The sequence below is a fragment of the uncultured Methylobacterium sp. genome (assembly GCF_964244095.1).
Classification (GTDB): Bacteria; Pseudomonadota; Alphaproteobacteria; order Rhizobiales; family Beijerinckiaceae; genus Methylobacterium.
In genome coordinates this window covers 1-26,537 of the sequence record NZ_CAXTHR010000046.1, presented here as the reverse complement: position 1 = coordinate 26,537, position 26,537 = coordinate 1, and the positions used below count along the sequence as shown (strand labels likewise).

28 protein-coding genes are annotated in these 26,537 nt (G+C 70.3%); 19 read left to right on the top strand and 9 right to left on the bottom strand.

The genetic code is table 11. The features are described from left to right. The 5 genes from ACFE86_RS09705 to ACFE86_RS09685 all read left to right on the top strand — a co-directional run. On the top strand, positions 1-667 hold a 667-nt coding region (locus tag ACFE86_RS09705), incomplete at its 5' end, for a CmpA/NrtA family ABC transporter substrate-binding protein (RefSeq protein WP_375455127.1). Beyond that, positions 667-1,545, top strand: coding sequence for a nitrate ABC transporter permease (ntrB, locus tag ACFE86_RS09700; RefSeq protein WP_375455126.1), 879 nt, complete (start codon positions 667-669; stop codon positions 1,543-1,545). The genes ACFE86_RS09705 and ntrB, both read left to right, overlap by 1 nt. Before the next feature lie 11 nt (positions 1,546-1,556). After that, a complete protein-coding gene (locus ACFE86_RS09695) occupies positions 1,557-2,360 on the top strand; it encodes an ABC transporter ATP-binding protein (RefSeq protein ID WP_375455125.1) in 804 nt (267 codons plus the stop codon). Between the two features lie 19 nt (positions 2,361-2,379). After that, positions 2,380-3,324, top strand: coding sequence for a GAF domain-containing protein (locus ACFE86_RS09690; RefSeq protein WP_375455124.1), 945 nt, complete (start codon positions 2,380-2,382; stop codon positions 3,322-3,324). Positions 3,325-3,439: 115 nt separating this feature from the next. Beyond that, positions 3,440-3,922, top strand: coding sequence for a YidB family protein (locus ACFE86_RS09685; RefSeq protein WP_375455123.1), 483 nt, complete (start codon positions 3,440-3,442; stop codon positions 3,920-3,922). An 84-nt stretch (positions 3,923-4,006) separates the two neighbouring features. Here the strand turns inward: ACFE86_RS09685 and ACFE86_RS09680 are convergent, their stop codons facing one another. Together ACFE86_RS09680 and ACFE86_RS09675 are read right to left on the bottom strand one after the other, a co-directional pair. Beyond that, positions 4,007-4,921: a manganese catalase family protein gene (locus tag ACFE86_RS09680; RefSeq protein WP_375455122.1), complete on the bottom strand. Its 915-nt coding sequence runs from the start codon at positions 4,919-4,921 to the stop codon at positions 4,007-4,009. Positions 4,922-5,042: 121 nt separating this feature from the next. Beyond that, positions 5,043-6,323 carry an O-acetylhomoserine aminocarboxypropyltransferase gene (locus ACFE86_RS09675; protein WP_375455121.1) on the bottom strand — a complete coding sequence of 427 codons (1,281 nt, stop codon included), beginning with the start codon at positions 6,321-6,323 and terminating at the stop codon, positions 5,043-5,045. Between the two features lie 256 nt (positions 6,324-6,579). Here ACFE86_RS09675 and ACFE86_RS09670 point away from each other — a divergent pair, with 256 nt between their 5' ends. From ACFE86_RS09670 to ACFE86_RS09650, 5 genes are all read left to right on the top strand, one after another. Further along, the gene (locus ACFE86_RS09670; protein ID WP_375455120.1) at positions 6,580-8,211 is read left to right on the top strand and encodes an ABC1 kinase family protein; all 1,632 of its coding nucleotides are present in this window, start codon (positions 6,580-6,582) and stop codon (positions 8,209-8,211) included. Between the two features lie 368 nt (positions 8,212-8,579). Next, positions 8,580-9,890 (top strand): sensor histidine kinase, encoded by a 1,311-nt coding sequence (locus ACFE86_RS09665; protein ID WP_375455119.1) that lies wholly within the window; start codon positions 8,580-8,582, stop codon positions 9,888-9,890. Positions 9,891-9,998: 108 nt separating this feature from the next. Continuing rightward, the gene (locus ACFE86_RS09660; RefSeq protein WP_375455118.1) at positions 9,999-10,325 is read left to right on the top strand and encodes a YnfA family protein; all 327 of its coding nucleotides are present in this window, start codon (positions 9,999-10,001) and stop codon (positions 10,323-10,325) included. Positions 10,326-10,401: 76 nt separating this feature from the next. After that, on the top strand, positions 10,402-10,788 hold the full coding sequence (locus ACFE86_RS09655; protein WP_375455117.1) for a response regulator: 387 nt from the start codon (positions 10,402-10,404) through the stop codon (positions 10,786-10,788). Positions 10,789-10,880: 92 nt separating this feature from the next. Then, the gene (locus ACFE86_RS09650; RefSeq protein ID WP_375455116.1) at positions 10,881-12,173 is read left to right on the top strand and encodes an O-acetylhomoserine aminocarboxypropyltransferase/cysteine synthase family protein; all 1,293 of its coding nucleotides are present in this window, start codon (positions 10,881-10,883) and stop codon (positions 12,171-12,173) included. Between the two features lie 106 nt (positions 12,174-12,279). Here ACFE86_RS09650 and ACFE86_RS09645 read toward each other — a convergent pair whose 3' ends face one another. Continuing rightward, positions 12,280-13,443 carry a sensor histidine kinase gene (locus tag ACFE86_RS09645; protein WP_375455115.1) on the bottom strand — a complete coding sequence of 388 codons (1,164 nt, stop codon included), beginning with the start codon at positions 13,441-13,443 and terminating at the stop codon, positions 12,280-12,282. A 12-nt stretch (positions 13,444-13,455) separates the two neighbouring features. Then, the gene (locus tag ACFE86_RS09640; protein WP_375455114.1) at positions 13,456-14,019 is read right to left on the bottom strand and encodes an OsmC family protein; all 564 of its coding nucleotides are present in this window, start codon (positions 14,017-14,019) and stop codon (positions 13,456-13,458) included. A 162-nt stretch (positions 14,020-14,181) separates the two neighbouring features. Here ACFE86_RS09640 and ACFE86_RS09635 point away from each other — a divergent pair, with 162 nt between their 5' ends. Continuing rightward, positions 14,182-15,108 (top strand): LysR family transcriptional regulator, encoded by a 927-nt coding sequence (locus ACFE86_RS09635; RefSeq protein WP_375455113.1) that lies wholly within the window; start codon positions 14,182-14,184, stop codon positions 15,106-15,108. Positions 15,109-15,135: 27 nt separating this feature from the next. Here the strand turns inward: ACFE86_RS09635 and ACFE86_RS09630 are convergent, their stop codons facing one another. The 4 genes from ACFE86_RS09630 to ACFE86_RS09615 all read right to left on the bottom strand — a co-directional run bounded on the left by ACFE86_RS09630 (position 15,136) and on the right by ACFE86_RS09615 (position 17,320). Next, complete coding sequence (locus tag ACFE86_RS09630) at positions 15,136-15,411, bottom strand: hypothetical protein (RefSeq protein ID WP_375455112.1); 276 nt, start codon at positions 15,409-15,411, stop codon at positions 15,136-15,138. Positions 15,412-15,813: 402 nt separating this feature from the next. Beyond that, entirely contained in the window at positions 15,814-16,095 is a 282-nt protein-coding gene (locus ACFE86_RS09625; RefSeq protein WP_375455111.1) for a DUF2312 domain-containing protein, read from the bottom strand. A gap of 92 nt (positions 16,096-16,187) precedes the next feature. Then, the gene (locus ACFE86_RS09620) at positions 16,188-16,496 is read right to left on the bottom strand and encodes a DUF1244 domain-containing protein (protein ID WP_375455110.1); all 309 of its coding nucleotides are present in this window, start codon (positions 16,494-16,496) and stop codon (positions 16,188-16,190) included. Between the two features lie 59 nt (positions 16,497-16,555). Continuing rightward, a complete protein-coding gene (locus tag ACFE86_RS09615; protein ID WP_375455109.1) occupies positions 16,556-17,320 on the bottom strand; it encodes an N-formylglutamate amidohydrolase in 765 nt (254 codons plus the stop codon). Between the two features lie 180 nt (positions 17,321-17,500). Here ACFE86_RS09615 and ACFE86_RS09610 point away from each other — a divergent pair, with 180 nt between their 5' ends. Together ACFE86_RS09610 and ACFE86_RS09605 are read left to right on the top strand one after the other, a co-directional pair. Then, positions 17,501-18,808, top strand: coding sequence for a glycerate kinase (locus ACFE86_RS09610; protein WP_375455108.1), 1,308 nt, complete (start codon positions 17,501-17,503; stop codon positions 18,806-18,808). After that, positions 18,774-19,256, top strand: coding sequence for a DUF1036 domain-containing protein (locus tag ACFE86_RS09605; RefSeq protein WP_375455107.1), 483 nt, complete (start codon positions 18,774-18,776; stop codon positions 19,254-19,256). Before ACFE86_RS09610 ends, ACFE86_RS09605 begins: the two co-directional genes overlap by 35 nt. A 34-nt stretch (positions 19,257-19,290) precedes the next feature. Here ACFE86_RS09605 and ACFE86_RS09600 read toward each other — a convergent pair whose 3' ends face one another. Continuing rightward, complete coding sequence (locus ACFE86_RS09600) at positions 19,291-20,253, bottom strand: LysR substrate-binding domain-containing protein (protein WP_375455106.1); 963 nt, start codon at positions 20,251-20,253, stop codon at positions 19,291-19,293. Positions 20,254-20,388: 135 nt separating this feature from the next. Here ACFE86_RS09600 and ACFE86_RS09595 point away from each other — a divergent pair, with 135 nt between their 5' ends. The 6 genes from ACFE86_RS09595 to ACFE86_RS09570 all read left to right on the top strand — a co-directional run. Next, complete coding sequence (locus ACFE86_RS09595; protein ID WP_375455105.1) at positions 20,389-21,693, top strand: MFS transporter; 1,305 nt, start codon at positions 20,389-20,391, stop codon at positions 21,691-21,693. A 54-nt stretch (positions 21,694-21,747) separates the two neighbouring features. After that, positions 21,748-22,611, top strand: a complete 864-nt coding sequence (locus ACFE86_RS09590) for a class II aldolase/adducin family protein (RefSeq protein ID WP_375455104.1) — start codon at positions 21,748-21,750, stop codon at positions 22,609-22,611. 250 nt (positions 22,612-22,861) lie between these two features. Continuing rightward, entirely contained in the window at positions 22,862-24,298 is a 1,437-nt protein-coding gene (gene pyk / locus ACFE86_RS09585; protein ID WP_375455103.1) for a pyruvate kinase, read from the top strand. Positions 24,299-24,418: 120 nt separating this feature from the next. Then, the gene (fabD, locus tag ACFE86_RS09580; RefSeq protein ID WP_375455102.1) at positions 24,419-25,354 is read left to right on the top strand and encodes an ACP S-malonyltransferase; all 936 of its coding nucleotides are present in this window, start codon (positions 24,419-24,421) and stop codon (positions 25,352-25,354) included. A 31-nt stretch (positions 25,355-25,385) separates the two neighbouring features. Beyond that, complete coding sequence (fabG, locus tag ACFE86_RS09575) at positions 25,386-26,123, top strand: 3-oxoacyl-[acyl-carrier-protein] reductase (protein ID WP_375455101.1); 738 nt, start codon at positions 25,386-25,388, stop codon at positions 26,121-26,123. Between the two features lie 286 nt (positions 26,124-26,409). Next, positions 26,410-26,537: acyl carrier protein (locus tag ACFE86_RS09570; RefSeq protein WP_375455128.1), on the top strand; the 128-nt coding region annotated here is incomplete at its 3' end.

Here is a 26,537-nt window from a genome sequence, read left to right as displayed (position 1 = left end):
GCCGCCGCAGATGGTGGCGAACATGAAGGTCGGCACGATGGACTGCTTCTGCGTCGGCGAGCCGTGGAACGCGCAGCTCGTGCAGCAGGGCCTCGGCTACACGGCGCTCACCACCGGCGAGCTGTGGAAGGACCACCCCGAGAAGGCGTTCGCGATGCGTGCCTCGTGGGTGGAGAAGAACCCGGTCGCCACGAAGGCGCTGCTGATGGCGGTGCTGGAGGCGCAACAATGGTGCGACAGGCCCGAGAACCGCGACGAGTTCGCGGCCATCGTCGCTAAGCGCCAGTGGATCAACATCCCCGTGGCCGACGTCGCGGGCCGGATGAAGGGCACGATCGATTACGGCGACGGCCGCGTCGTCGAGAACAGCCCGTTCGTGATGAAGTTCTTTGCCGACGACGCGTCGTACCCCTACCGGTCGCACGACCTGTGGTTCCTCACCGAGGACATCCGCTGGGGCAAGTTCGACGCGCAGACCGACACCAAGGCGCTGATCGCCAAGGTGAACCGCGAGGACCTGTGGCGCGAGGCGGCCAAGGCGCTCGGCATCGCCGCGATCCCGACGAGCACGTCGCGCGGCAAGGAGACGATGTTCGACGGCAAGGTCTTCGACCCCGCCGACCCCGCCGCCTACCTCGCCAGCCTCGGCATCAAGAAGGTCTCGTGATGGCCGCCACCTCGACGATCGAGAAGGTCCCCCTCGCAGCCGCCGCGCGCGACGCGGCGCCGGCCAAGGTCCGGCGCCCGTTCGTCACCGCCAAGGGCGCGAAGACGGTCGCCGTCAACCTGATCCCGCCCCTGGTGGTGCTGGCGGCGTTCCTGCTCTTCTGGGAGATCGCGTGCTCGCGCCCGACCGCCGGCCTGCCGCCGCCGTCGCGCGTCGTGACGGAGGCGTGGGACATCATCGTCCACCCGTTCTACGACAACGGCGGCACCGACAAAGGCCTGTTCTGGCACATCTCGGCGAGCCTCCAGCGGGTGGCGTTCGGCTTCGCGCTCGCCGCGGTCGTCGGCATCCTGATGGGCACGCTGGTCGGCCAGTCCGACTGGGCGATGCGCGGCCTCGACCCGATCTTCCAGGTGCTGCGCACGATCCCGCCGCTGGCGTGGCTGCCGCTGTCGCTCGCCGCGTTCCGCGACGGCCAGCCCTCGGCGATCTTCGTGATCTTCATCACCTCGATCTGGCCGATCATCATCAACACGGCCGTCGGCATCCGCAACATCCCGCAGGATTACCGCAACGTCGCCGCCGTCATCCGGCTGAACCCGGTCGAGTTCTTCATGAAGGTGATGCTGCCGGCCGCCGCCCCCTACATCTTCACCGGGCTTCGCATCGGCGTCGGCCTGTCCTGGCTCGCGATCGTCGCCGCCGAGATGCTGATCGGCGGCGTCGGCATCGGCTTCTTCATCTGGGACGCGTGGAACTCCTCGCATATCAGCGAGATCATCGTCGCGCTGGTCTATGTCGGCGTGATCGGCTTCATCCTCGACCGCTTGGTGGCCGCCCTCGGGCAGCTCGTCACCCGCGGCACCAGCGCAGCCTGAGGAGCACGAGCATGGCAGGCACGGCCCATCTCGACCTCTCGCAGGTCGGCATCAGCTTCACCCGCGGCGGCACCACCACCGAGGTGTTGCGCGACGTGAACCTCAAGGTCGCAAAGGGCGAGTTCGTCTCGATCATCGGGCATTCGGGCTGCGGCAAGTCGACGGTGCTCAACATCGTCGCCGGCCTGCTGAAAAGCTCGACCGGGGTGACGCTGCTCGACGGCAAGGAGGTCTCCTCGCCGGGCCCGGAGCGGGCGGTGGTGTTCCAGAACCACTCGCTGCTGCCCTGGCTCACCGTGCGCGAGAACGTGGCGCTCGCCGTCGACAAGGTGCTGGCCAAGAAGAAGTCGAAGGCCGAGCGCGGCGCCTGGATCGAGCACAACCTCGCGCTGGTGAACATGGTGCACGCCGCCGACAAGCGCCCGAGCGAGATCTCGGGTGGCATGAAGCAGCGCGTCGGCATCGCCCGCGCGCTCGCGATGGAGCCGACGGTGCTGCTGATGGACGAGCCGTTCGGTGCGCTCGACGCGCTGACCCGCGCCCACCTCCAAGACCAGCTCATGGAGATCCAGGTGCGGTTGCGCAACACCGTGATCATGATCACCCACGACGTCGACGAGGCGGTGCTGCTGTCGGACCGCATCGTGATGATGACCAACGGCCCGTCCGCCACCATCGGCGAGGTGCTGACCGTGCCGATGGCCCGCCCGCGCCGCCGCCTCGAACTCGTCGAGGACAAATCCTACGTCCATTGCCGCGCCGAGGTGCTGGAGTTCCTCTACGCCCGGCACGCCCGCCCGGCGATCGCGGCCTAACGGGCCGTCGGTCGCGCCCGTGGCCAAGGCCCCCTTCATCCGCGCGGCCGAGATCTGGCTTCCGAGTCCGGACGGCGCGGAACTCGTCCTCGGCAGCGGCCTCTACGGGCCGTTGCAGGCGTTTGCCGAGCTGAGCCGCGACACCCGCTTCCGCCGCGGCGAGGGCCTGCCCGGCGAGGCCTGGGCCGCGCGCCATCCGGTCTTGATGCAGAGCCTCGAAGCCTCGACCTTCCGGCGCATCGCGGCGGCGGCCGAGGCCGGCCTGACCTCCGGCGTCGCGATGCCGATCTTTGCCGGCGACGCGGTCAGGGCCGTCGTCGTCCTGCTCTGCGGCGGCGATGCCGAGGCGGTCGGCGCCATCGAGGTGTGGCGGAACGACCCCGAGGAGGACGCGCAGATCGGCCTGCACGACGGCTTCTACGGCGGCGCCGAGCTGTTCGAGACGACCTCGCGGATGAAGCGGTTCGGCAAGGGCTTCGGCCTGCCGGGCGCGGTCTGGGCCGCGGGGATGCCGATGGTGTTCCGCGAGGTCTACCGCTCCGAGCGGTTCCTGCGCAGCGAGGAAGCCCGCCAGGTCGGGCTCACCCTCGGCCTCGGGCTCCCGTTCGACCACGATCCGGGCAGGACCTGGGTGATGGTGTTCCTCTCCGCGCTCAGTACGCCGATTGCCGGCCGGTTCGAGATCTGGGTGCCGGACGGGCACGGCGGCCTCGCCTACGAGTCCGGCCTCTCGGAGGCCGAGCGGGACGTGCCGAGCGCGGGCCGCCCCGCCCGGATCGCCGCCGGCGAGGGCCTGCTCGGCGCGGTGCTGGCCTCCGGCCTGCCCGGCGCGAGCGCCGATTGCGCGGCGGACGCAGCCTGGCTGGTCGATGCGGCGGAGCGCGCCGAGCGCCGCCCGGCCATCGCCGTGCCGAGCCTGGACGCGGCGGGCGCGCTGAAGGCGGTCACCGCCTGGCGGTTCTGATCGGCGGTTCTGACCGGCGGTCCCGATCGGCGGCTCCGGGCCCCCTCGGCCGGTCGGGACGGAACCTTCCCCGGCCGCATCGGCTTGGTGGGTCCGATCAGGGAAGGATTTTTCGATGAGTGACGGTTTTCCGTCGATGACGGCTTTGCTCGGCCTGCTCGCGCTGGCGGGCTACCAGAACCGGGACAAGATCGCGGAGATGCTCGGCAACGCCGGCCAGGCCGGCCCCAGCCAAGCCGCTCCTGCCCCGACGCGCGGCCCGGCCCCCGGACCCGCGGCGGGACAGGGACTGGACCTCGGCCGCATCCTCGGGGGCGTCCCCGCCACCAACGCGGGCGGCTTTCTCAACAACGGCCTCGGCGAGATGCTGTCGCGCTTCACGCAGGCCGGGCACGGCGAGGCCGCGTCCTCGTGGGTAGACCGCGGCCCGAACCGGGAACTGCCCGCCCCCGACCTCGAGAAGGCCATCGGCCCCGACGTGATCCAGGTGCTGACGCAGCGCACCGGCCTGTCGCGGGACGAGTTGCTGGCCCGCCTCGCGCGCGAACTGCCCGCGGCGGTGGACCGCTACACGCCGGACGGCCGCATCCCGGCCTGACCGGCCGCGGCCATATCCGGCAAAAGGCCCGGCGCTCCATCGGAGCGCCGGGCCTTTTCGTTCGCACAGGGCAGGCCGATCGGTTCAGCGGCTCTTCTTGTAGAGCTTGCTCGCGATCTCGAAGATTTCCTGCGGGGCGTAGTCCGGGGCGAAGGCGCCGTAATTGCCGTCGAGCTCGGCCATCTTGCCGCCCTCGGGCATCCCGTCGACGATCTCGAGGTTGCCCGGCGGATCGCCCGGCAGCGCGACCTCGTCGTTCGACCACACGCCGGCCATCTCCGGGTAATCGGGCGAGCCGAAGGTGTAGAGCCGGCGGTGGCTGCCCTCGTTCAGGTACTTCTGGCACTCCGGAATGCGGCTAAGGTCGATGTTGGGGGTCGGCAGCATCTTCTCGATCTCGACGCCCGTGAGCTTCTTCAGCGCCAGCGCGTAGGCGTGGGCGTGGACGGAGCCGCGCACCAGCAGGTAGCCGCAGACCTCGCGGCCGGTGGGGTCCTTCAGCGTCTCGTAGACCCGCAGCTTGTGGATGCGGGCGCCGCATTCCAAGTGGAAGTTGTGCAGCAGATCGATGATCAGGTTGCCGGTCGTCGTGACCATGTCCATGTTCCAGGACGCGGCGTTGGAGTTCATCGGCATGGCGCCGCCGCCGTTGGAGAGGAAGCTGCCGGCGAGGCGGATGTCCTTCATGTCGGCAAACGGCGCCTTGGAGATGTCGACCTCCTCGGTCGGGTCGCCCGGGCCGTTGTTCAGCATGGCGACGCCGCTCGAGACCAGCTCGACGTGGCCGAGTTCCTCCGCGAAGATGCTCGAAACGAGGCTGTAGAACGGCCGCAGCTTGGTCTTGTTGCGGAAATTGAAGCTCTGGAACATGTAGTTGCCGAGCGTCGACATCTCGCCGTACTTGCCGCCGAGCAGCTCCTGAAGGGCCGCGGCCGCGTTCGGGTCCGGCCGCTTGGGCAGGGGAAGCTCGGCCTGGAGCTTGTCGATGCGCATGAACATAGGAAATCCTCTCGGGTGATGAACACCTGAGGGGGCTACCGCCGCGCCGACGGCCTAGTTCCGGATTTGCCGCGGCGTGGGCCGTTTGGCCGCGCGACGCTTGCCGGGCCGGGCCGCCGGACTACGCGCCGAGCGCGCCATCGAGATCCTCGATCAGGTCGGCCGGGTCCTCAAGCCCGATCGACAGGCGCACCACCTCCGAGCCGGCACCGGCGGCGGTCTTCTGCGCGTCGGTGAGCTGGCGGTGGGTGGTCGAGGCCGGGTGGATGACGAGCGAGCGCGTGTCGCCGATATTGGCCACGTGCGAGAACAGCTGCAAGTCGGCCACCAGCTTGACGCCGGCCTCGTAGCCGCCCCTGAGGCCGACGGTGAACACCGCACCGGAGCCCAGCGGCGTGTAGCGCCGGGCGAGCTGGTGGTACCGGTCGGCCTCCAGGCCGGGATAGCTCACCCAGGACACGGCCGGGTGCGTCTCCAGGTGCGTCGCCACGGCGAGCGCGTTGTCGCAGTGGCGCTGCATCCGCAGCGGCAGGGTCTCGATGCCGTTGAGGATCAGGAAGGCGTTGAACGGCGCGAGCGCGGGCCCGAGGTCGCGCAGGCCGAGCACCCGGATCGCGATGGCGAAGCCGAAATTGCCGAAGGTCTCGGCCAGCACCATGCCGGAATATTCCGGCCGCGGCTGGCTCATCATCGGGTAGCGCGCGTCGCCCGCCCACGGGAACGTGCCGCCATCGACGACGAGGCCGCCGATCGAGTTGCCGTGGCCGCCGAGGAACTTGGTCGCCGAGTGCACGACGATGTCGGCCCCGTGCTCGAACGGCCGGATCAGGTACGGCGTCGCCATGGTGTTGTCGACGATGAGCGGGATGTTGTGCCGTTTCGCGATCACCGAGAGCGCGGCGATGTCGGTGATGACGCCGCCGGGGTTGGCGATCGATTCGCAGAAGATCGCCTTGGTGCGCGGGGTGATCGCACGCTCGAACGAGGACGGGTCGTCGGTGTCGGCCCAGACCACGCCCCAGCCGAAGTTCTTGTAGGAGTGGTTGAACTGGTTGATCGAGCCGCCGTAGAGTTTGTTGGCCGCAACGAACTCGTCGCCCGGCTGCATCAGGGCGTGCATCGTCAGGAACTCGGCGGCGTGGCCCGAGGCCACCGCCACCGCCGCGGTGCCGCCTTCGAGCGCGGCGATGCGCTCCTCCAGCACGGCGTTGGTCGGGTTGGTGATGCGCGAGTAGATGTTACCGAACGCCTGGAGCCCGAACAGCGAGGCGGCATGGTCGACATCGTCGAACACGAAGCTCGTGGTCTGGTAGATCGGCGTCGCCCGCGCGCCGGTGGCGGCGTCGGGGCTCGCGCCCGCGTGGATCGCCAGGGTGTTGAAGCCGGGCAGGCGGTCGGTCATCGTCGTCTCCTCTAGACAGGCTTCGCAAAAGTGCCCCGCGGTTTTGCGAAAAAACCTGCGACAGGCCAAGAACCTAAGCGGGCCGCGACAACGCCGTGTACGCCCCGGCGGGAGAGCGACGCAAGACGCCGCCGCCCCCGGATTTCACCCGATTGCCCGACCCGCATGGCGCGATCTGCGCCGACCCTAAAAAAGACCCGATGCTCGTGCTGTCGGGGCAGGCTCCCTCCCCCGCCCGCACGGATCGACCCGCTCTATGCTGAAGACCGCCTTCGTTGCCGCGCGCGACCGCCAGCGGCTGTCGGAGATCGCCGCGATCCTGATCGGCTTCGGCGTGACCAAGGTCGTGGACCGGCTGGGGCTGCGCTACATCCCGATGCTGCCCCGGCGCAAGCCGCGGGTGGACGTGACGCGCCTGTCCGAACCCGAGCGCCTGCGCCGCGCCATCGAGGCCCTGGGGCCGACCTTCATCAAGTTCGGGCAGGTGCTCGCGAGCCGGCCCGACCTGCTCTCGCCGGTGTGGACCGAGGAACTGGCCAAGCTCCACAGCCAGGTCTCGCCGGTGCCCTGGGAGACGATCCGGCCGCAGCTCGAGGCCGACCTCGGGGCGCCGCCGCAGGAGGTCTTCGCCGAATTCGACACCGAGGCGATCGCCTCCGCCTCGATCGCGCAGGTCTACCGCGCCCGGCTGCACACCGGCGAGGACGTCATCGTCAAGGTGCTGCGGCCGGGCCTGCGCAAGGTCATCGACGCGGACCTGCGCCTGATGGCGCACGGGGCGCGCATCGTCGAGAGCGAGTGGCCGGACATGGCGCGCTACCAGCCGCGCGAGCAGATGCGCCACCTCGCCGCCGGCCTGAACGGCGAGCTCGACCTGATGAACGAGGCCCGCAACTGCGAGCTGCTCGCCTCGCTGTTTGCCGACCGCGAGGACATCGTCTTCCCGAAGATCCACTGGGACTGGTGCTCCGAGCGGGTGCTGGTGCAGGAGTTCATCCACGGCATCCCGCCCAACGACGAGGCGCGGCTCGCGGCCGCCGGCGTCGACAAGAAGCTGCTCGCGCAGAAGGGCACCGACGCCTTCCTGAAGATGGCCTTGATCGAGGGCGTGTTCCACGCCGACCCCCATCCAGGCAACATGCTGGCGATGTCGGGCAACCGCATCGGCTTCATCGATTTCGGCATCATCGGCCGCCTGTCGCAGAAGCGGCGCACCCAGCTCCTCGTCCTGATCGGGGCGATGCTGAAGCAGGACGCCGACGGGCTGATGGCGGTGCTGCTCGACTGGACCGGGACCAGCAACCCGGACATGACGCGGCTGGAGGGCTCGGCACAGGCCTTCGTCGAGAGCCATTCCTCGATCCCGCTCAACCTCGGGCTCGTGCTCACCGACTTCATGACCATGGCGCGCGAGAACGACCTCGCGATGCCGACCGACCTCGCGATCCTGTTCAAGGGGCTCGTCACCGCCGACGGCGTGATGCGCCACCTCGACCCGAACTTCGACCTGTTCGCCGCCGCGGGGCCGACGGTGAAGGCGAGCATGCGGACGCAGTTCTCCCTCGACGGCCTGAAGACCAAGGCCGAGGCGCTCGGCGTCGGCCTCTACGGTGCGGCCTCAGAGCTGCCGACGCTCATCCACCTGATGCTGGTGCGGCTGAAGCAAGGCCGCGTCACCGTCGAGATCGAAGTGAAGGGCCTCGACAAGGTGACCCGCGGCATCGAGCGGGCGGCCGCGCGCGTGGCCGTCGCCCTGGTGGTCGCCGCCTTCGCCACCCAGCTCGCACCGCGCCTGATCGACCTCGGCACGCCGGCCTTCGTGACCATTGGCCTGATCGTCTTCACCCTCGGCGTCGGCTGGCTGGTGCTGCTCGGCCGAAAGAAATAAGACCAGACGTCGGATGTGCGCGTCGCGGCCCGGCTGCGGCGACGGCGGGGCGGCGGTCGTCCGCGGTCCTCATGACCCATGAGACGTGACGGCTAAGACAGATCAAGCCGGCGATCGGATACAGAATTTCGCTGCGGCTTTCCGTCCCCGGACTGCAATCGTGGCTTGCGGCGGCGTATCGGCATGATACGTTTTACTGCCCACCGAATCGCGAGGATGCGGATCGGGGCGGGGTCAGAAGCGGAGCCGTCCGCCGCCCTGTCCAAATCCCGATATCCCTTCGCCACGTCTCGCCTCGGCGGGTCGATGCGCCGTCACACGCCGCGTGGATCAGCCCGCCGGCGACGGGCGCTGGACGGGGGCATGCCATGGACGCGGGCACGGTGTTCGGGTTTCCTGCCTTCGAGACCACGCTCGCCGAGCGGCGCCTGTCCGCGCTCGAAGCCGAGAATGACCGTCTGCGGGCGCTCCTCGGCCAAGCGACCCGGCTGGCCGCCGCCGAAGCCGAGCGCAACGCCCGCCTCGGCCGGATCTACGTCTCGGAGCACAGCGCCCATCGGATCGAGGCGAGTCGGATCGTCGCGGAAGCCGCCCGGCTCCGGGCCGAGGCGGACAGCACCGTGGCGCATTGCCGGCGCGACCTGGAGCACGGCGCCGCGCGGCTCGCCAACGCCGAGGCGCTGAACGCGAAGCTGCGCGCCACCGAGGAGTTCAACCGCCGCATCCTGTGGACCACGACCGACTTCGTGAAGGTCCTCGACCTCGACGGCCGGCTCGTCACCGTCAGCGAGAACGGGCCTGGGGTCCTCGGGGCCGTGGATGTCGGCGCTCTCGTCGGCCGGCCGTGGCTGGATTTCTGGACCTGCGCCGACAGCCGCGCCGCCATCCTGCGCGCCCTCGAGGAGGCCCGGGCGGGCCGGCCGTGCCGGTTCCAGGCGGTTCTCGGGACGGGGCCGGACGACGACGCGGCGACGTGGTGGGACATCGCGGTGACGCCGACCGACGGCGCCGACGGCCGTCCCGAACGCATCCTCGCCGTCTCGCGGGACATCACCGAGCTCAAGCGGAACGAGGCGCGCCAGACCCTGCTGATGCAGGAACTCGCGCACCGGGTGAAGAACACGCTCGCCCTGGTCCAGGCCGTGGCGGCGCAGACCCTGCGCAACGCCGCGTCCCTCGAGGAAGCCGGCGAGGCGCTGGGCGCCCGCTTGCTGGCGCTCGCGCAGGCCCACGACGTGCTGATGCAGGGCGCGTGGGCGAGCGCCTCGCTCGCCGGCCTCGTCGCCGGCGCGGTGGCGCTCCACGGCGACGGCGCGCCCGGCCGCTTCGTGGTGAGCGGGCCGGACCTGACGCTCGGTGCCCGCCACGGCCTCACGCTGGCGCTGATGCTGCACGAGCTCGGCACCAACGCGGCCAAGTACGGCGCCCTGTCGACGGGCACCGGGCAGGTCGCGGTCACGTGGGCGGTCGAAAGCGCGGGTGCCGCGGCGACGCTTCGCTTCCGCTGGGAGGAGAGCGGCGGGCCGCCGGTCTCGCCGCCGACGCGGACCGGCTTCGGCACCCGCCTGATCGCGCGCAGCCTCAGCCACGGCTTCGGCGGCGCGGTGAGCCTCGCCTTCCCGCCGTCGGGCGCGGTGCTGACATTCGCGGCGCCGCTGGCGTCGGTCGGGGCCGCCTGACCCGATCCGTGGCGGCGCAGGGATGGGCGAAGCCCCCTCCAAAGCATCCGCAAAGCCCCTCGCCGGACGCCCTTGGCGGGCGCGCCCGGGCGTGAGACGGCTGGGCGCGTGTCCACCCTCCTCCTCTACGTCGCGGCGGCGCTCGCCGAGATCGCCGGCTGCTTCTCCGCCTGGGCCTGGCTGCGGCTCGGGCGCTCGCCGCTCTGGCTCGTTCCCGGCGGCCTCGCGCTCGGCCTGTTCGCGCTGTTGCTGACGCGGATCGAGAGCGAGGCGGCCGGCCGTGCCTACGCCGCCTATGGCGGGATCTACATCGCGCTCTCGCTCGGGTGGCTTTGGGCCGTCGAGGGCCAGCGGCCGGACCGCTGGGACCTCGCCGGCGCGGGCATCTGCCTCGCCGGCGCCGCGCTCATCCTGTGGGCCCCGCGCGCGCCGTGAGCGGTCGCCTTGACGGGGGCAAGCCCGGGGAATAGGCCCCGGTGCTCCGGTTCAAGAGACATCGCCCGCAGGCCCGATGACCGACAGCCCGACAGAGCAACCCGTGGTTCTCCTCGTGGAAGACGACGGCCTTCTTCTGATGGAAGCCGCCGACACCTTGAGCGATGCGGGCTTCACGGTGCTCGAGGCGAGCCACGCGGACAAGGCCCTGAAGGTCCTGGAGAACCGCGACGACGTCGAGGTCCTGATGACCGACGTCGACATGCCCCAGGGCTCCATGGACGGCTTCGCCCTGGCCCGCCTCGTGGCCGACCGCTGGCCCGGCATCCCGGTGCTGGTGGTCTCAGGAATGGGCACCCCCGGCCCCTACGACATGCCGGACGGCGCCCGCTTCATCCCGAAGCCCTACGAGCCCAACACGCTGGTGCGGACGCTGCGCGCCTTCATCAACCGCGCCGCCTGAGCCCGTCCCCGGGCGGCGACCATGCGTCGCCGCGGGTGCCCGCGCCCCGGTCCGGCGTGATAGGGGTCTGCCCGAGGACCGAGCCCAACGCCATGACAGACACGCCCCGAACCCACCGCTTCGCCACGCAGGCCATCCATGCCGGCGCGGCGCCCGATCCGGCCACCGGCGCGCGGGTGCAGCCGATCTACTTCACGAACGGCTTCGTGTTCGATTCGACCGAGCAGGCCGCCGACATCTTCAACATGCGCCGCACCGGGTTCTCGTACTCGCGCGGCTCGAACCCGACGGTCGCCGCCCTGGAGCGGCGGGTCGCGGCGCTCGAAGGCGCGAAGGCCGCCGTCGCGGTGTCCTCGGGCCAGTCGGCGCTGCTCCTCGTCCTGCTGACCCTGATGCGGAGCGGCGACGCCTACGTCGCCTCGCCGCGGCTGTTCGGCGGCTCGCTCGGGCTGATGCGGCGGCTGGACGGGCGCTACGACCTGAAGCCGCACTTCGCCAAGGGCCTGACGCCGGCCGATTTCGAGGCGGCGATCACGCCGAACACCCGCGCGATCATCTGCGAGTCGATCGTCAACCCCTGCGCCACGGTGATGGACATCGCCGGCATCGCCGAGGTGGCCAAGCGCCACGGCCTGCCGCTGGTCGTCGACAACACGCTGGCCTCGCCCGCCCTGATCCGGCCGATCGAATACGGCGCCGACATCGTCGTGCACTCGACCTCGAAGTTCCTCGGCGGCTCCGGCCAGACCATCGGCGGCGTGATCTGCGATGCGGGCCGCTTCGACTGGGCGAAGACCGAACACTACAACCTCATCACCGGCCCGTGGCCGGACTACGACGGCCTCGTCATCACCGAGCGGTTCCCCGACAACCCGTTCGCGGTCGCCTGCCGCCTGTTCGGCCTGCGCGACCTCGGGCCCGGGCTCTCGCCGATGAACGCCTTCCTGACGCTCACCGGCATCGAGACCCTGCCGCTGCGGATGGCACGCCACTGCGCCAACGCCCGGGTCGTGGCGGCCTACCTCAAGGACCATCCGGCGGTGGCCTGGGTGAGCTATCCCGGCCTGCCGGGGCAGCCCGGCGAGGCGATGGCGCGGCGCTACGTGCCGCAGGGGCCCGGCGCGATCTTCACCTTCGCCCTGAAGGGCGGCGAGGCGGCGGCGCTGAAATTCATCACGAGCCTGGAGCTGATCTCGCACCTCGTGAACATCGGCGAGATCAAGTCGCTGGCGATCCACCCGGCCACGACCACGCATCGCCAGCTTCCGGACGACGAGAAGGCGGCGGCCTGCGTCGGGCCCGACACGGTCCGGCTGTCGATCGGCCTGGAGACCGTCGAGGACCTGATCGCCGACATCGCGCAGGCGCTGGCGAAGGTCGGCTAAGGGCGTCCGCCGGGACGCCGAACCGGAGGGGCGAAGGGCGCCCGAGGTCACGTCGAAGACCCGACATCGCCTCCCGCTTCCGCCGGAACCCTGCCATGACCGGCGGTCAATCCTTCCGCACCTCGGGGAGCGGTGCCTCGGCGGTGAACACGACGCCGTGCGGCCAGTAGTCGATCCTGGCGATCCCGCCGATCTCGACGGACAAGGCCCGCTCGATCATGCGGGAACCGAAGCCGGTTCGGGTGGGCGGCAACACCGGCGGCCCGTCGCTTTCCTGCCAGCGGAACCGGAGCCGTTCGGGGCTCGACCCCTCGACGATGTCCCAGCTCAGGGCGACCCGCCCCGTCTCGATGGAGAGGGAACCGTACTTCACGGCGTTGGTGGCGAGTTCGTGGAGCGCCATGGCGAAGGCCACGGCGACCCGGGATGCCAGCCATACGGTCGGACCGCCCTGCGTGAAGCGCCCTTCCTGCTCGACCCCGAACGGACGAAGCGCCACGGCCACGACCTCGGCAAGCGTTGCATCTTCCCAACCGTCGCGGATGAGCACGTCGTGCGCCGCCGCAAGGGAGCGGATGCGCGCTTCGAGGGCGAGTTCGGCGTCCTGGAGCGAGGTCGCCCTGCGCAGCGTCTGGCGGATAATGGATTGCACGGTCGCGAGGGTGTTCTTGACCCGGTGACCGAGCTCCCGCGCGAGCAGGTCACGATGCGCCTCGGCCCGCTTGCGCTCGGTGATGTCGAGGGTGATGCCGGCGATGGCCGACCGGACGCCGTCGATCCGATACGCGGCGTGGCCGCGGGACTGTATCCAGCGAACCTCGCCTTCCGGGGACGTGATGCGGTACTCGATGTCGTGGGTGGTCCGGCCCACGACGGACGCCGCGACGGCGGCCTGCATGCGCGCGCGGTCGTCCGGATGGATCGCCGCGATCCACGCTTCGTAGGTGAACGGTGCGTCGGGACCGCGTCCGAAGTTCTCCTTGCATCCTTCGGACGCGTCGAGCCCCATCGTCGCCAGGTCCAGGGTCCACGAGCCGATGCGTCCTGCCCTGTGCGTGAACCACGGGGGTTCCTCGCCGGCGGTCGAGGCCGGTGTGCCTCTCCCGGCCTCGCCGAGGAGGTCGGGTCGATCGTGGAGCGCCGCGCCGGGAAGACGCGGCTCCGGCATCACGCCGGGCCGATGGGCGAAGAACGCAAGGTGGCCCGAACCGTCCGTCGATGGCAGAGCATCGTGACGCCCGGCCGCGAGAAGGAACGATGTCGCGGTCATGGCGGACCTCGTTCAGGCTTCGGCGGGGACGGATGCGAGGGTCACGTCGAGGTGGACCGGGTTGTGCAGCGTGTTCGCGACCGGCGACCACAGAACCGTATGATTGACGAGGGCGGCCAGGGTCTTTCGCGAGGCATCCGCATCCATCCGCACCGAGACGCGGATGGTCTCGAACCCGATGGTCTTCGGATGGAGGTCGCCCGTCCCCCAGACCGAGGTCATGTTGATGTCGGCCTCGACGTTCAGCTCCAGTGACCGGATCGGGATGCCCTGCGCCAGGGCGTTGGCGTGGATGCCGATCGACAGGCACGAGCCGAACGCGGCGAGCAGCGCCTCCGAGGCGTTCGGTGCCGTGCTCTCGCCGAGCAGGCCCTCGGGCTCGTCCTCCATCACCGGCTGCGGCGGCAGATCCCGGATGTAGTTGAGCTGGTGCAGGCGCCCCTGCGCCACCGTGCGGCAGCGCAGGGTCCGGATCGCGGTCGGATCGGCCTTGCCCTTGGCGACCACGATGTCGAGTTCGCGCTTGCTCATCAAAGCCGGGGGCGGGATGCCGGGCTGGGCGGGAGGCTTGACCATCGTTTGTTTCCCTCTCGGAGACGATTTGCGATATGCATGTCCGACGCCCTCCAAAATATTTGATCCGTAGGCAGCGGTTGCCGGATAGTCTAAGCTTCTCCACGGATAAGTCGGCAACCAAAACTGACGAGGGGGAATGCAGAAACGGATGGCGGACTGCCGATGCTCGACTGGGATGATCTGAGATTTTTCCTAGCCTTGGCTCGGCACGGAAGCCTTTCCGCGGCCGCCAAGGTCCTGCACGTCTCGCAATCGACCGTGGGACGACGCTTGACCTCGCTGGAGGCCACCCTGGCGGTGCGTCTGCTGAACCGCACGCCGGACGGCTACGTGCCGACCTTGGCCGGCGTCGACGTGCGCGAGAAGGCCGAACGCCTGGAGGCCGAGGCCATCGCGCTCGAACGCGACGTCAGCGGTCGCGATGCCCGTCTGAGGGGGCTCGTCCGCGTGACCTGCGCCGAGACGATGGCCGCCCACGTCCTGGCGCCGAGCTTCGCCCGGCTGCATGCGGTGCATCCCGACATCATGATCGAGCTGATTCCCAACCAGCGGGAGCTCAGCCTGTCGATGCGCGAGGCCGACGTCTCCGTGCGCTTGCGGAAGCCCGAGCAGCACGACCTCATCGTGCGCCGTATCGGCGGCATCGCGTTCGGGTTGTACGCATCGCCCCAATACCTGCACGATCACGGGGAGGTGGCCTTCGAGGACGGCTGCCCGGGGCACTACCTGATCACCCAGCTCGACGACAACCAGGAGATGACCCAGACGGGCTGGCTCACCGAACTGGCCTCCCGCGCGCGGGCGGTGCTTCAGACCAGCAGCCACGAGGCGGCCGTGCTCGCTGCCGCCAACGGCGGCGGTCTGGCATGCCTGGCTCGGTTCCGGGCCGACGGGGAGCGGGGGTTGATCCGTCTCCCGGTGCCGACCGCTCCTCCCGCCGCCGACGTCCTGCTCTTGGTGCACAAGGACAACCGCGACACACCCCGAATCCGGGTCGTCCTGACCCACATCACCCAATGCATCCACGAACAGGGCGCCAGGTTGCAGCCCGAGGACGCCGCGGGACAGGATCGGGTCTCGGTCGGCTGATCCGTTCGCCGCCGGGAGACCGCTCCGTCAGATCGCTCGCCGGCCGGAAAGCCCGACATCCGCCATCAGCCGGCGCAGGCGATCCACATCGGGCGGGGGCATGTCCGCCGTCGTCGGCCGCACGAAGACGGCCTGCCGTTCGCCGAAGTCGAAGACGTAATGGGCCTCGTTCTTCTGCTTCACGCGTCCGATCCGGCCGACGAGCCTGACGGCCCTCGACCACGCGAGGCCGGTCGCGGTCGGCAGCGCGAAGATCTCGTTCAGGACGGCGCCGTCCCGGCCATCGATGGCGCTGTGATTCACCGAACTCGTCTCCCGCCGAGGCGGATGCCGACGGCACCTCGGGCGGGTCGCGTTTCGAGCGCCGAGGTGGCCGGACAGCCGGTGGTTCGACGCGATCATAAGTCTTCGGCGCGGCGGACATGAGTCACTAAAGTCGACGACCGGATCTGCAAATATGCGTCTCGGCCGTCCTTCGACCCTGTAAACGCCTGCGCAGAGCAGTCCTTCCGGCCCGACCACGGTGAGCGTCGCGGCCGAAGGCGACCGGGTGCGGTTCACGGCAGGCCTCCGCCCCGCCCATGGGCGAAGCGTCGTCACCCCGACGGGCTGGCTGCCTCGGGCGCCCGTCGGCCGTGATCGTTTCCGCCGGCCCCGTGCGTCGGGTGGTGGATGGAGCCGTGAGGATCGCAGGGCCGCGGGTCGCTATCCCACCATGCCGAGCGCCTGCATGTAGAGTTCGAGGATGGCTTCCTCCTCCTGACGCTCGCTGTGATCCTTCTTCCTGATGCGAAGGATCGACCGGACCGCCTTGGCGTCGAAACCCCGGCCTTTCATCTCCGCGAAAACGTCCTTGATGTCGCCCGCGATCCCGGCCTTCTCCTCCTCCAGACGCTCGATGCGCTCGATGAACTGGCGCAGCTCGTCCGCCGCCACGCCCTCGGAGGATGACACGTCGGCGGTCGTCGGCATGGCATGGGCGTTCATGGTCGTCTCTCCTGGATGCCCCCGGTTCCTAGGCGAGCAACCTTACCGGGACCTTAGCCTTGGCCGCCCCGGTGCGGCTCGGCCGCCGCCTTTCAATGCGGCTCGGCCGCCGCCTTGGCGAAGGCCGCCCGCTGCTCGGCGCTCGCCTCGGTCTGGTGCTTCGCCTTCCATTCGGAAAACGGCATCCCGTAGACGGCCGCGCGCGCGGCGTCCTTGGTGAGCTCGAGACCCTTCGCGTCGGCGGCGTCCTTGAGCCAGTTCGAGAGGCAGTTCCGGCAGAAGCCCGCGAGGTTCATCATGTCGATGTTCTGGACGTCGGTGCGCGCCCGGAGGTGCGCGACGAGGCGCCGGTAGACCGCCGCCTCCAGCTCGGTCTGCGTCTTCGGATCGATCTCGGTCATCTGGCGTCTCGCGGGCAGGCTCAAGGAGCCGTCTGAGGTCGTGGCGGGCCGTCCCCGAGTCAAGCGCGATCCAGCAACGGCCGGAGAAGGCCCGCGAAGCGCGCCGCCCATGCGTCCTGGCCCACTGCCTCCGCGATCAGGTCCTGCCGGATCTCGACGAGCGCGTTGGCGAGCCCGCGCACGGTGGCGTGGCGGTCGATGGTGTCGCCCGGCAAGCCGCCGCCATAGGGCTCGTTGTCGCCGACCGTCAGCCCGGCGGGGTCGGCGCGAAGGCTGGCGATCAGCGGTGCACTGAGGCGCTCGTCGCGGTCGTAGAGGATGCCGACCTCCCAGGGACGCGCTTCTCCCCGCCAGAACGGGGTGAAGCTGTGCAGGGTCAGGATCATCGGCGGCCGGCCCGCGGCGTCGGCGGCCGCCACCGCCGCGTCGATCGCGCGGTCGAACGGATCGTAGAAGCGGGCGATGCGCGCCTGCTTGCCGGCCTCGTCGATGCGGGCGTTGCCCGGCACCACGGCGCCGTCCGACAGGCGCATCACCAGGGTCGGGTCGGCCCGGCCGCGGTTCGGGTCGATGATCAGCCGGGAAAAGTTCGTGAGGATCGCCGGCGCGCCGAGCCGGGCCGCCAGCCCGCGGGTCACGCCCGCCGCGCCGATGTCGTAGGCGATGTGGCGGCGGAACTCGCCCTCGGGGACGCCGAGGGCGATGTCGTCGGGCACGTGGTTCGAGGCGTGGTCGCAGACCAGGATCAGGCCGCAGGCCGGATCGCCCGGGATCGTCTCGACGGGATGGGGCGGAGGGGGGCTTGCGCTCTGGGACAGGGTCACGGGTCCGGTTCGTTTCGCGCGGGCTCCGGCGAGCCGCGATCGGGCCCTTGCCGTCGCGGCGGGGCTCGGGCAGACCACGTATCAAGGATCGTGCGCCCACGGCAAGAAACAGGCCCGCCGCCCTGAGCCCGTCACCCCCGCGGGCCGCCGAGGCGGGCACCGCACGAACGAGGACGCCCGATGACGCTCGAGACCGATCCCGCCATCGGCGCCCTGCGGACCCTGCTCGGCGGCCTCCTCGACGCCGCGATCGCCGCCGCCCACCCCGACGCCTGCCTGCCCGCCCACCTGCCGCCGCCGACGCCGGGGCGGCTGATCATCCTCGGCGCGGGCAAGGCCGGCGGCAGCATGGCCGCGGTGGCCAGCCGGTTCTACCGCGAGCAGCACGGCCTCGGCGACGACCGCATCGTCGGCCTCGCGGTCGCCCGCCACGGCTACGGGCAGGACGCGCCCGGCATCCGCATGGTCGAGGCCGGCCATCCGGTCCCGGACGAGGCCGGCATCGCCGCGACGAAGGCCGCGCTGGCGCTGGCCACCGCCGCCGGCCCCGACGACGAGGTGCTGGTGCTCCTGTCCGGCGGCGGCTCGGCCAACTGGATCGCGCCGGCCGGCGACCTGACGCTGCCCGAGAAGCAGGCGATCACCCGCGCGATGCTGCGCTCGGGCGCGCCGATCGGCGAGATCAACACCGTGCGCAAGCACCTCTCGCGCATCAAGGGCGGGCGGCTGGCGGTCGCTGCGCGCAACGCCCGCTCGATCCTGACGCTCGCGATCTCCGACGTGCCCTTCGACGATCCCGCGGTGATCGCCTCCGGCCCGACCGTGCCCGACCCCTCGACGCTGGCTCAATCCCGCGCGATCTGCGAACGCCGCGGCATCCCGCTGCCCGAGACCGCGGTCCGGCTCCTGAACGACCCGCTGAACGAGACGCCGAAGGCCGGTGACCCGGCCTTCGCGCGGGCGGCGTACCGCATCGTCGCCCGGCCGATCGACGCGCTCCAAGCCGCCGCCGCCGCGGCGACGGCCGCCGGCTACGAGCCGGTGATGCTCGGCGCCGACCTTGAGGGCGAGGCCCGCGAGGTCGCGGCCGCGCACGCCCGCCTCGCCCGCGAGGTCAAGGCGTCGGGCCGCAGGGTCGCGCTGATCTCGGGCGGCGAGCTCACCGTGACGATCCGCGGCGAGGGCCATGGCGGGCCCAACCAGGAATATGCGCTCGCCCTCGCCATCGCGCTCGACGGCGAGCCGGGCATCGCCGGGATCGCCGCCGACACCGACGGCACCGACGGCGGCCGGGGCGAGGCCACCGACCCGGCCGGCGGCCTCGTCGACCCGACGACGCTGGCGCGGGCCCGCGCAGCGGGCCTCGATCCGGCCGCGATGCTGGCCGACAACGATTCCACCCGCTTCTTCGCCGCGATCGGCGACCTCGTGCAGCCCGGCCCCACGAAGACCAATGTTAACGATTGCCGCATCATCCTCGTCGGCTGACTCCTTTTGGGAGTTTTCGTTGCGGGTACGTGTCACCGGCGCGGCGCTCGCCGTCGCGCTGCTCGGCGCATCGCCGGCTCGCGCGGATCTGCGCCTGTGCAACCTTACCGCGAGCAAGATCGGGATCGCGATGGGCTACCGCGACCCGCAGGGCTGGGTGACGGAGGGCTGGTGGGACCTGACGCCGAAGGCCTGCGAGACGCTGCTGAAGGGTGCGCTCGCGGCACGGTTCTACTACGTCTTCGCCGTCGACTACACGCGCGGCGGCGAGTGGAGCGGCCGCTCGCTGATGTGCACCCGCGATTCCGAGTTCACGATCCGCGGCATCGAGGATTGCCTCGCCCGCGGCTACGACCGCAACGGCTTCTTCGAGGTCGATACCGGCGAACAGAAGAGCTGGACGATCCAACTCTCCGACCCGAACCAGCCGGCCGCGGGGCAGCCCTGATCCGTGCGGCCGCGGATACGGGCGTCGCGCATCGTCAAGGCTGCGGCTCCGGACCACCGTGGCCCCGCCCTCCGTCCTGCGCGTCCAAAAATCTGCCTGTCTCGTGGATCGCGACCTCTTCGCCGAGGATCCACCGGCAGAATTTCCTGATCTTGGCCAACGTCCGGTCCCGCTCGCGATAGCAGAGAAAATGCAGGGTCCTGTAGATGCTTCGGTATTCGCCGGCGCCGAGACGGACGAGGTGTCCGGAACCGACTTCGTCCTGGGCGAAGCGCAGGCTCTCCAATGCGATGCCGAGGCCCTGGACGGCGGCCGAGATGACCAGTGATCCGCGATCGAAGGTCGGGCCGATGCAGGCCTTCGGGTTCAATCCTGTGTTGAGCGCGAACCAGTCGGCCCAGCGCACCGGGCTGTAGGACGAGTTCAGCCACACGAGACGCTCGATCGCCGCGGCATCGATCGCCGAGATGCTCCGCGCTAGGTCCGGCGTGCACAGGGCCGCGATCTCTTCGGCGGCCAGCGGAATGATCTGCAGCCCGGCTCCCAGCGGCGGCCGGCCGTAGGCGATCAGCACGTCGATCTCGAGCTGCCGTCCGAGATCGACGGCTTCCGCGCTCGACGAGAGGCGGATGCCGATGGCCGGGTTGTCCGCCATGAAGGTCGGCAGGCGGGGGCCGAGCCACCGGGACGCGAAGCTCGGCGTGCAATGCACGGCGAGCGGGGACGCGGCCGGTGGGTTCAACTCCGCGCAGGCCGCCTCAATGGCGTCGAAGGCCCCCGACAGGCTCACGAGCAGGCGCTCCCCTTCGAGCGTCAGCGTCGCCCCTCGGTTCACACGATGGAACAGCGGCCGCCCGAGCTGATGCTCCAGGGCGCGGACCTGATGGCTGACCGCCGACGGCGTGAGGTGCAGTTCCTTGCTCGCACGGGCGAAACTGCCCAGCCGCGCCGCCGCCTCGAATGCACGCATGGCGGGGAAGCTCGGAATCCGGCGCATCGGCCCATCCATGAATGAAATTCACCGATCGGTGAAAATTCGTCGGTTGTCAAACCTCCGCAGGCCCCGGAGAGTGCCGCTCACGCCGCGCAGACGGCGAATCTTTCATCAATAACACATGAGGAGACGTTCGAGATGGCACAGGGGGTTGCCGCCTTCGTCGGGCTCGATATCGACGAGACCACACGCGTCTACCGCAAGGTGACGCTGCGCCTGATACCGTTCCTGTTCGCGTGCTACGTCGCGGCCTATCTCGACCGCGTCAACGTCGGTTTTGCCAAGCTGCAGATGCTGAACGATCTTAAGTTCAGCGACACGATCTACGGCCTCGGCGCCGGGATCTTCTTCATCGGGTACTTCCTGTTCGAGGTGCCGAGCAACATCATCCTGCACAAGGTCGGTGCACGCATCTGGATCGCCCGCGTGATGGTGACGTGGTCGATCATCTCGGCCCTGATGATGTTCGTGACCACGCCCACGTGGTTCTATGTCCTGCGCTTCCTGCTCGGTCTTGCCGAGGCGGGGCTGTTTCCCGGCGTCATCCTGTACCTGACCTACTGGTACCCGTCCGAGCGCCGCGGCGGGATCATCGCGCTGTTCATGACGGGCATTCCGGTCGCCGGACTGATCGGAGCGCCGCTCTCGGGCTGGATCATGCAGGTCATGGCCGGAACCTACGGGCTCGCCGGGTGGCAATGGCTGTTCCTGATCGAGGCGCTGCCCTCGCTCGTTCTCGGCGTCGCGGTGTTCTTCTTTCTCGACAACGGCATCGCGACCGCGACGTGGCTTTCGGCCAGGGAGAAGGCCGTACTGACGCGCAACATCGAGAAAGACCGGGGCGAGGCGACCTCCCACCGCCTGCGCGACGGCTTCACGAACGGGTGGGTCTGGCTGTTCAGCGCGACCTACTTCGCCTTCATCATGGGCCTCTACGGCGTCGGCTTCTGGCTGCCGACCCTGATCAAGAACGCGGGCACCTCCGATCCGCTGATGATCGGGCTGCTGACGGCGATCCCCTACGGCGTCGCGGCCGTCGCCATGGTCGTCGCCGGGCGGTTGTCGGACGCCGCCCGCGAACGGCGCTGGCACATCGTGATCCCCGGCCTCATCGGCGTGGTCGGCTGGTTGGTCAGCGTGCAGTTCAGCACCGACACCGTCGTGGCCGTGGCTGCGCTCACCGTCGCGACCAGCGGCGTGCTGGTGACGATCAGCCAGTTCTGGTGCCTGCCGACTGCGGTCCTGGCCGGCGCCGCCGCGGCGAGCGGGATCGCGGTCGTGAACTCCGTCGGCAATCTCGCGGGCTTCGTGAGCCCCTACGTCATCGGCTTCATCGTCGACCAGACGAAGTCGACCAGCCTCGGCGTCTACACGCTGGCGGCCAGTCTCGCGATCGGCTGTCTCCTCGTGCTGACCGTGCCCAAGCACCTCGTCAACCGCTGATGACGCGGGCGCCGACACCCTTCACCCTTCCACCCCGAGCGAGAGGATAGCACCATGCTCGACGACCACTCCCACGACGGCGACGTCGCCATCGACCTCCCCAACGACAGTTCCGGCCGCAAGCGGACCTCGATCTACCAGCCCGAGCAGGCCGGTCTGATCTTCCCCGAGATCCCCGCCTTCAAGAGCCACGCCGAGGAGCGCGAATACCGCAAGCAGCACCTCGTGGCCGCCTGCCGGGCCTTCGCGATGCACGGCTTCGACTACGGCTTCGCCGGTCACCTGACGATCCGCGATCCGGAGCATCCGGAGCTGTACTGGACGAACCCGATGTGCATGCACTTCTCGCAGGTGCGCATGTCGAACCTGATCCTGGCCGACCATGACGGCCGCGTCGTCGAGGGCAAGTACGCGATCAACCGTGCCGGCTTCGTCCTGCACGGCGCCGTGCACGAGGAGTTCCCGGAGGTCATGGCGATGTGCCACGCCCACACCCCGTACGGCACGGCGTGGTGCACCACCGGGCGCGAACTCGACATGATCTCCCAGGACGCGGCCGCGTTCTACGAGAGCCACGCGGTGATCGGCGCGTCGGCCGGTGCAGTCGCGGTGGAGAAGAACAGCGGCCTCTCGGTTGCTCAGCAGATCGGGCGCAACCGCGGCGTGCTGCACCAGAACCACGGCCTCCTGACCTGCTCGCACCACAGCATCGACGACGCGGCCTTCTGGTTCATCGCCCTGGAGCGGGCGTGCAAGCAGCAGATCCTGATCGAGTCGACCGGTATCAAGCCGCAGACGATCTCTGAGAAGACGGCTCGCTACAGCCGCGAGCACGTCGGCAGCGACTACATCGGCTGGCTGCACTTCCAGACGCTCTACAATCATATCGCAGCGACCCAGCCCGACATGTTCGCGTAAAGCACGAGCCCGCTCGGCGCGCGTCGCTCCGAGCAGACTCGTGGTCATGAGACGGGATCGGCCCGCACGGGCCGGTCCCGTTCGCGTCATGGCTGTCGCCGCAGCCCGATCCCCCGTCCGCGAGGCGCCGCACACCATCCCTCCTTGACGGCACCGTACGTGCGGTGCTCATGGCCCCACGCCCGTCGTCACGACTTCATGATGTTTCGCCAAGGGACACGCGGCGGCGCACCGTCCGCAAGGAGGCCCGATGAAACGCTCCCGCCGCACGAAGATCGTCGCAACCCTCGGGCCGGCCTCCGATTCGCCCGAGATGATCGCGAAGCTCTTCCAGGCGGGCGTGGACGTGTTCCGGCTCAACATGAGCCATCTCCCGCGCGAAAAGCTGCCCGAGAAGGTCGAGGCGATCCGCGCCGTCGAGCGCGAGTTCAAGCGTCCGATCGGCATCCTGGTCGACCTCCAGGGGCCGAAGCTGCGGCTCGGCGCCTTCGCCGACGGCTTCGCGATGATCGAGAACGGCGCGACCTTCGTCCTCGACGGCGACCCGACGCCCGGCGACGTACACCGGTGCTACCTGCCCCATCCCGAGATCCTCTCGGCGCTCGAGCCCGGCCACGCCATCATCATCGACGACGGCAAGCTGCGGCTGACCGTCACCGCGGTGAGCGAGGCGCGCGCGGTCACCCGCGTCGAGGTCGGCGGCCGCGTGTCGAACCGCAAGGGGGTGTCGCTGCCCCACACGGTGATCCCGGTGCCGGCGATGACCGACAAGGACCGCTCCGATCTCGAAGCCGGCCTCAACGTCGGCGCCGACTGGATCGCGGTGTCGTTCGTGCAGCGGCCCGAGGACGTGGCCGAGGTCAAGAAGGTCTGCGCCGGCCGCGCCCTGGTGATGGCCAAGATCGAGAAGCCGCAGGCGCTGACGCGGCTCGACGAGATCATGGAGATCTCCGACGGCGTGATGGTCGCCCGCGGCGACCTCGGCGTGGAGATGCCGCTGGAGCAGGTGCCGGGCGTGCAGAAGCGCATCACCCGCGGCGCACGCCGCCTCGGCAAGCCGGTCGTCGTCGCGACGCAGATGCTCGAATCGATGATCACCGCGCCGGTGCCGACCCGCGCCGAGGTCTCGGACGTGGCGACCGCCGTCTACGAGGGCGCGGATGCGGTGATGCTCTCGGCCGAGAGCGCGTCGGGCGCTTATCCCCTGGAGGCGATCGCGATGATGAGCCGCATCGCCGAGCAGGTCGAGCGCGACGCGCTCTACTGGTCGATCATCCGGGCGCAGAACGCGACGCCGGACCACACCGCGGCCGACGCCATCGCCGCGGCCGCCCACCAGGTGGTCGATGCGCTCGGCCTCGAGGCGATCATGGCCTGGACGCATTCCGGCTCGACGGCGCTGCGCCTCTCGCGCGAGCGCCCCAACGCCACGGTGATCGCGCTCACCCCGAAGCGCGAGACCGCGCGGCGCCTGGCGATGGCCTGGGGCACGCACCCCATCGTCACCAACGACGCCAGCGACGTCGACGACATGGCCTTCCGCGCCGCCAAGTTCGCCGTGCGCGAGCGGTTCGCCGAGATCGGCGACCGCATCATCGTGGTGGCCGGCGTCCCCTTCGGCACGCCGGGCGCGACCAACCTCGTGCGCATCGCCTTCATCACCCGCGAGCACGCGGCGAAGGCGTAGACGATACAGGGCGATCGGGTTCACCCGATTGCCCTGTCGGTGGCGCGCTGCGTTGTTGACACCCGCGGCGGGCGGTGCGACTGCGCCGCCCTCCGCGGAACCGGCGGGCGGCGGGACGACATGCGCGCACTCATCTTTCCCGGCCAGGGCAGCCAGGCGGTCGGCATGGGCAAGGCCCTCGCCGACGCGTTCCCGCAGGCCCGCGCCGTGTTCGCCGAGGTCGACGCGGCGCTGGACCAGCCGCTCTCGCGCCTGATGTTCGAGGGACCGATCGCGGACCTGACGCTGACCGCCAACGCCCAGCCGGCGCTGATGGCCGCGAGCCTCGCCGTGCTCCGGGTGCTGGAGGCCGAGCGCGGCCTCGATCTCGCGCGGAACGTCGCCTGCGTCGCCGGCCACTCGCTCGGCGAGTATTCCGCGCTCGCGGCCGCCGGCAGCCTCAGCGTGGCCGACACCGCCCGCCTGCTGCGGGTGCGCGGCGCGGCGATGCAGGCGGCCGTCGCCCCCGGCGACGGCGCCATGGCGGCGCTGATCGGCGCCGAGGTCGAGGCCGCCCGCGCGATCGCCGCTGAGGCGGCCGAGGGCGCCGTCTGCGAAATCGCCAACGACAACGGCGCCGGGCAGGTCGTCCTGTCGGGCGACAGGGCCGCCGTGGAGCGGGCGGTGGCGCTGGCGCAGGCCCGCGGCATCAGGCGGGCGGTGATGCTCAACGTCTCGGCGCCGTTCCACTGCCGCCTGATGCGGCCGGCCGCGGACGCGATGCGCGCCGCGCTCGCCGCGGTGGCGCTCGCCGCGCCCGTCGTGCCGATCTATGCCAACGTGCTCGCCGCCCCGGTCACCGATCCGGAGGCGATCCGCCGACACCTCGTCGCGCAGGTGACCGGCACCGTCCGCTGGCGCGAGAGCGTCGCCGCGATGGCGGCTGCCGGGATCGACGCGTTCTTCGAGGTCGGCGCCGGCAAGGTGCTGTCGGGCCTCGTCAGGCGGATCGCGCCGGGCGCCGCCGCGACGCCCGTCGGCACCCCCGGCGACGTCGCCGCGTTTCCCGTGCTCTGAGCGGCGCGCGGCGCGCAAGCAAAGGATGCCCATGTTCGATCTCACCGGCCGCAACGCCCTCGTCACCGGCGCCACCGGCGGCCTCGGCGGCGCCATCGCGCGGGCGCTGCACGCGCAGGGCGCGTCCGTCGCCCTCTCCGGCACGCGGGCCGAGGCCCTGGAGGCGCTGGCGGGGGAACTCGGCGGGCGCGCCCACGTGCTGCCGACGGATCTGGCGGATGCCGCCGCCGTCGAGGCGCTGGTGCCGGCGGCGGAAGCCGCGCTCGGCGGGCTCGACATCCTCGTCAACAATGCCGGCATCACCCGGGACAACCTGTTCCTGCGGATGAAGGACGAGGAGTGGGACGCGGTCATCGCCGTGAACCTCACCGCCGCGTTCCGCCTGTCGCGGGCGGCGGTGAAGGGGATGATGCGGCGGCGTGCGGGCCGCATCGTCAACATCGGCTCGGTGGTCGGCGCCACCGGCAATCCCGGCCAGGGCAACTACGCGGCGGCCAAGGCCGGCCTCGTCGGGCTGACGAAGGCGCTGGCGGCCGAAGTCGCCTCGCGCAACGTCACCGTGAACTGCGTCAGCCCAGGCTTCATCGCCTCGCCGATGACGGAGGTGCTGAACGACAAGCAACGCGCCGGCATCCTCGCCCGCGTGCCGATGGCCCGCCTCGGCGATGGCGCCGAGGTCGCCGCCGCCGTGGTCTACCTCGCCTCGACGGAGGCGGCCTATGTCACCGGCCACACGCTGCACGTCAACGGCGGCATGGCGATGTTCTGAAAGCCGCCATCCCGCGGAAAACGCGGCGGAATCGGCGTGGGCGCCCACCGATGAACGGTTCGTGAACCGGCCCTCGCCAGCGCGGGAACCCTGTGTTAACACCCCGGCTGCCGCGCGAGGGGTTGACGGTCCGGCAGGTTCCGAGTCCAAGGCGAACGGGATCGGCGAACGGGTTTTTCGGGCCGCGCGCGATCGGTCACCGGCCGCTTCAACGAACGTCGGCCAGGGCGACCAGCGGCGGCACTCCATTCATCCTTGAAACGAACGAGACCGAGGACCAGCAACGATGAGCGATATCGCTGAGCGTGTGAAGAAGATCGTCGTCGAGCACCTGGGCGTGGAGCCCGAGAAGGTGGTCGAGGGCGCCAACTTCATCGACGACCTCGGCGCCGACAGCCTCGACACCGTCGAGCT